We start from the raw sequence: 4,350 nt of genomic DNA on the forward strand, positions 1-4,350 counted from the left end.
TGGCGCCGTACTGATCCTGGCGATGGCGGTCACGCCGTTTCTCAACAACGCCGCCACGGTTCTCGTGATGGGTCCAATCGCCGCGAAGCTTGCGACCAGGCTGGGCCTCAGCCTGGATCCCTTCCTGATGGCGGTAGCGCTGGGCGCCGCTTGTGACTTCCTCACGCCGATTGGCCACCAGTGTAATACGCTCGTGATGGGCCCGGGCGGTTACCGTTTCGGTGACTATGCGCGGCTCGGGCTACCGCTCTCACTCATCGTGATCGTGGTCGGTATTCCTCTAATTGCGTTTGTCTGGCCTCTTCATCCCGTGTGATCTGTGCATGGTATGCGTCTATCCGCTCTTCCTGCCGTCCCTGCTGAAAGCTGCCGGGCTGCTTTCGGCCACCTTCGGTCATCTGAAGGCGACCAAATCTCCGGCAAGCAGATGTTCCGAAACGCTGAGTATGATCGCGGTCGAACCTACGGCGGTGAAAATTAGGGAAAAAGGCTGCCTTGGCATTTAGGTGGGCGCGAGTGCGGCGACCAAACTTAATAAGCAGTTGCAGGTCAATGCTCTGAAGCATGATGCGACTGACCCGCGCCGCAGCAGCATCACGGCAGGAAGGCTCAGGGTCATTTTGAAGATTGCAAGCAACAGGCTGAGGTTACGCAGCTCGCCGGACTGCCGACTTGCAGGCGCCACACGGCACTGCCTCAGGTGAAACCGCCTTAATCGAGGTGGCTTTTGTCTGGCAAGGCAAGCAATTTCAGCGCGGCGGCCGCGGCTGCTGTGCTGAAGGGCCGTCCATCCCCAAGTGCAGCGCGCATGAGTTCCTTTCGAATGTTCGCCTGCAGAGCGATCCGCCCCAAATCGATGTCGGTGCCGAAGAGCTGTGTGACCTGCGCCGCATCAATTCCAAGCGCCGCGCTGATCTGCCTGTCATCAGCTCCGAACGCTGCCAAGGCGAGTGCGCATCGCCGTTGGCGGCCGACCACTGTACGCGGCAGACGCTCGAGCAATTCGACGAAATCGAGAATGGGTTCGGGCGCAATAATTGCCGCCCGCTTTCGACCCGCGCCTCGGCGTTTACCTCCGTGCTGACCCGCCATCACAACCTCCAACTTGAATTACGAAATCGGACCACTGAAAAATAAAATCTGCGAGTGGGATCCCGTGCGGTCCGAACCCCTGATCAGCTGAAGTTTTGCCCCTACCCCTCCTCTTCAGCATGGGAGGGGTCATTCGGTCGCCTGCTGGATCAGCGCCGACGCGGTGGCGATGCGGGCGAAGACGTCGGGCGTGGCAGCCATGTCCGGGGCTGCTGGTCAGGGTAGCTACTACGGCCTGGGCAGCTTCCCTGCGCCATTCCGCCATTGCTGATGCGTAGGCCACGGCGGCGATGTTTCCGGCTCGCTGGGCCGCAGGGACGTCGATCGCGTGCACCGGGACGCGCCTAAAGAGGGCCGCCAGTATCTGGCTCGGGTCGTCCCGCATCACGCGGCCACCTCGTTCAGTCCACCTTCGGCGGCGAGATCGTCGACGATCGCGCTGATCTGGGCATCCGTCACGCCGATGTCCGTTGCCCGGGCCCAGACATTCAGCCGGGTTGCGCGGACGTTTGCGGCCTGCAAGTCGGCCAGGACCTGCCACAGCGGGGACGACTGCGCGGTGGCAACCTCTGTTTCAGTGATCATGAAAGGCCCACAGTTACGCAACTCTGCGCGTCAGATACCACAATAAGTATCCAACCCGCCATTGGCTCCGCTTGCCGCATTCGCGGGTGTGCGGGGGTGCTAGAAAACGTGGTCTAGCTATTCTTTCTCTATGAATTATTGGGGACTGTAGATCGTTTATATATAGCCTACCTCAAACTAATCCAGATTAAGCTTCAGGCTATATCGAACGATCGTGAGGCGTCCAGGATCCTCGACACGATGCGCAACCCGATGGCATTCCGGGGGGCTCGGGAAGGCTTGGAGGCGCGGAAGCGAGTGAGCGACATCGACCTCCACGCCCTCTCCAACCGCTACGGACGCGTGTTCGCCGGCTGCACGTTGGTCGTCCCCGGCGCGAACCGAACCTATCGTCTCAACGCGGGCGACAATGCCTACTATCTGCGTCTCTACCGACCCTTCGGCCGATCCAAGGCCGAGATCGCGTTCGAGATGTGCCTGCTGCACAAGTTCGACCAATGCCGAGCATCGACGTGGCGCGACCCATCCTAACTGCCGATGGTGCGCATTGCGCGCACGTGCTGTTCGACGGCGTAGACCACGTGGCCGGCTTGTTCCACGCCCTCGACGGTCGGCCGATCGCCGACGACCCGGAAGACGTGGCGCTGTTCGGCTCGGCGCTGGCGCGGCTGCACGGGGCTCTATCCGGGATCGAGGCCGGCGGTGCGCGTCCGCTCGATCCAACAACGCTGTGCGCCCAGCCCGCTGCGTCGCTGGCGGGCATTACCGGCAGCGACGCCGTGCGGCACGCCGTAGACCGATACCTCGCGGAGATGCTCAGCGATCCTGCGACGCACGATCTGCCGCCGGGCAATTGTCACGGGGACGCACGGCCGGCCAACGCCATTACTCAGGACGGCACGATCGGCTTCTTCGATGTCGATGATTGTGGCCACGGCCCCTACGCGCTCGATCTCGGGACCGCGATTTGGCATTTCGTGCGCGATGACCCGGCGAAGGCAGTGCTCATCGCCGCGCTACTGGGGGGCCATGAGCGCGTGCGCCCGCTGTCCGGGGCAGAGCGGCGCGCATCGCCGCACTTCGTCAAGCTGGCCAAAATCCGCGCCCTGCTGTTACTCGCGGAGTTCTGCATCCTAGCGGACGATCTCTGGCTGAAAGTCTTCGACTAAGCGGCAACCGTGCTGGATCGCAGGCTAAGGTTCTGAAGCCGCACCCCCTGCGCAATCGTCGGCTTCGCGCAGCGATCAAATGGCGATTCGGATCTCGGTGAGCGAATTGGACCTCGCCACCAATTCAGTGCGCCGACAGTTCCGACACCGGCGCATCGGTAAGCCGCACCACAACGAGAGACGGCCGCCCCGGGTGGCGCGGCCGTTCGACGACGTCGCGCGCTGGCTTGCCGCTCAGCCTCCGTTAGGCACTCGGCCTGCCGTTTTCGGCTTACGCGAGACGCGGCGCTCGACGACTAGAGCACGGCGAGGCGGCGGCTCGGGAACTGGCAGCGGTGGCTCAGTCAATGGCACCTCGCCCAATTCCTTGAGCGGTGGCATCACGGACGCGACCTCCGCGAACACGGTGAATTCATCACCGTGCCGCTCGGCCAGACGCCGTGCCTGGGCTTCAGCTTCGTCCCGGCTGGCATGCTCAAAAGGTCGGCTCGCAATCCGGACCAGGATTCCAGAGTCCTTGTGTCGCCGTGCGATCATGTAGCCGCCGCGGATGGTTTGTTCCGGCTTTTCGATCTGGCCCATGGTCTCGGTATAAGTGCGTTTCGAATATGTCATCGCCGGCCCCTTCAATGCACGCTGCGAATGAACGGGAGGATGACTTAGAGCGCGTAGACGTAGGCGTTGGCATACTCACCATTGGCGCCTTGATCACCGAAGAGGTGTTCTAGGAAGGCGCCGAATGATCGCCGCTTCGGGAAATCCTTGCTGCCGAATTCCGTCTCGCGAATCCGCCGGGCCAGCTCGACCGGGCCGCGATAAGCCGCTGTCGAGAGCACCAACAGCTCGGATTGATTGTGGAAGCCCTCTTCCAGCGCTCTGGTAGCTTCGTACAGCCCAGCGCGTCGTTCCTGCTCGGCGGAGCCGTCCAACAGCCAGGGCAGATCCTGTGCGTCACGCAACGTCTTGAGCGTGGCCGAGACCGGTCCGCCATGGGCAACAATTCGATTCGTGTTATTGGCAGGCATGACTCATTCCTTGGTCGGGGTGAGGATTAGGCCGAGGGGCGGGTACCAGCCGCTTCCTCGGCCGCTTTGTGCCAGCAGGGCGCTGGCGGTCTTCACAGGCCACAGTGAGCGGCCGGCGAACTCGCTTTCTTTTTTGATTTTCGAATAGCTGTCAGCGTGGAGCGTCGGCAATTAGACCGCGTCAGCATCCTCGGCTTCAGCTCGATCCAACTCGCGACCTAGCCTATTCACGGCCTGCAGCATGAAATCTCGATTGCGATCAGCATGCGGGAAGAAGCTGGTCGCGTTCAGCGCGGTACCTAAACCCGACAGGCGCACGACCTTGCCGTTGGCGTCGCGTAGGGTCCCGCCATGGTCGATCACCCAAGGCGTCGGCTGCCGCCGCGCTAGTTCTGTTCTCACGTCACCCTCCACCGAGAATATAGATAGCGGACGCATAGGCGCGTCCAGGACAGAGGACGCACGGGCGCGTCCAGGGA

8 protein-coding genes are annotated in these 4,350 nt (G+C 62.3%); 3 read left to right on the plus strand and 5 right to left on the minus strand.

Translation table 11 applies throughout. From position 1 onward, the window contains the following. Positions 1-316 (plus strand): SLC13 family permease (locus tag ACLBYG_RS31425; RefSeq protein ID WP_447683886.1); only part of this gene is annotated, 316 nt, incomplete at its 5' end. Between the two features lie 395 nt (positions 317-711). Here ACLBYG_RS31425 and ACLBYG_RS31430 read toward each other — a convergent pair. Then, positions 712-1,092, minus strand: coding sequence for a hypothetical protein (locus ACLBYG_RS31430; RefSeq protein WP_447684064.1), 381 nt, complete (start codon positions 1,090-1,092; stop codon positions 712-714). Positions 1,093-1,476: 384 nt separating this feature from the next. After that, the gene (locus ACLBYG_RS31435; protein WP_447684065.1) at positions 1,477-1,677 is read right to left on the minus strand and encodes a hypothetical protein; all 201 of its coding nucleotides are present in this window, start codon (positions 1,675-1,677) and stop codon (positions 1,477-1,479) included. A gap of 297 nt (positions 1,678-1,974) precedes the next feature. Between ACLBYG_RS31435 and ACLBYG_RS31440 the strand changes: the two genes are divergently transcribed. Further along, positions 1,975-2,208, plus strand: coding sequence for a hypothetical protein (locus tag ACLBYG_RS31440; RefSeq protein WP_447684066.1), 234 nt, complete (start codon positions 1,975-1,977; stop codon positions 2,206-2,208). Continuing rightward, positions 2,175-2,846 carry a phosphotransferase gene (locus tag ACLBYG_RS31445; RefSeq protein WP_447684067.1) on the plus strand — a complete coding sequence of 224 codons (672 nt, stop codon included), beginning with the start codon at positions 2,175-2,177 and terminating at the stop codon, positions 2,844-2,846. The genes ACLBYG_RS31440 and ACLBYG_RS31445 overlap by 34 nt, the downstream gene beginning before the upstream one ends. 234 nt (positions 2,847-3,080) lie before the next feature. On the opposite strand, the gene ACLBYG_RS31450 is transcribed toward ACLBYG_RS31445, so the two are convergent. The 3 genes from ACLBYG_RS31450 to ACLBYG_RS31460 form a co-directional block, all read right to left on the minus strand. Then, positions 3,081-3,428 (minus strand): hypothetical protein, encoded by a 348-nt coding sequence (locus tag ACLBYG_RS31450; protein WP_447684068.1) that lies wholly within the window; start codon positions 3,426-3,428, stop codon positions 3,081-3,083. A 77-nt stretch (positions 3,429-3,505) separates the two neighbouring features. Then, entirely contained in the window at positions 3,506-3,871 is a 366-nt protein-coding gene (locus ACLBYG_RS31455) for a hypothetical protein (RefSeq protein WP_447684069.1), read from the minus strand. Between the two features lie 171 nt (positions 3,872-4,042). Next, a partial coding sequence (locus ACLBYG_RS31460) for a hypothetical protein (protein ID WP_447684070.1) occupies positions 4,043-4,350 on the minus strand: 308 nt, incomplete at its 5' end.

Source organism: Methylobacterium sp. D53M (assembly GCF_053345625.1).

Excerpts from the sequence above, each read along its gene's own strand:
- ACLBYG_RS31430 (WP_447684064.1), bottom strand. The coding sequence starts at position 1,092 with ATGGCGGGTCAGCACGGAGGTAAACGCCGAGGCGCGGGTCGAAAGCGG.
- ACLBYG_RS31435 (WP_447684065.1), bottom strand. The coding sequence starts at position 1,677 with ATGATCACTGAAACAGAGGTTGCCACCGCGCAGTCGTCCCCGCTGTGG.
- ACLBYG_RS31445 (WP_447684067.1), top strand. The coding sequence starts at position 2,175 with ATGCCGAGCATCGACGTGGCGCGACCCATCCTAACTGCCGATGGTGCG.
- ACLBYG_RS31450 (WP_447684068.1), bottom strand. The coding sequence starts at position 3,428 with ATGGGCCAGATCGAAAAGCCGGAACAAACCATCCGCGGCGGCTACATG.
- ACLBYG_RS31455 (WP_447684069.1), bottom strand. The coding sequence starts at position 3,871 with ATGCCTGCCAATAACACGAATCGAATTGTTGCCCATGGCGGACCGGTC.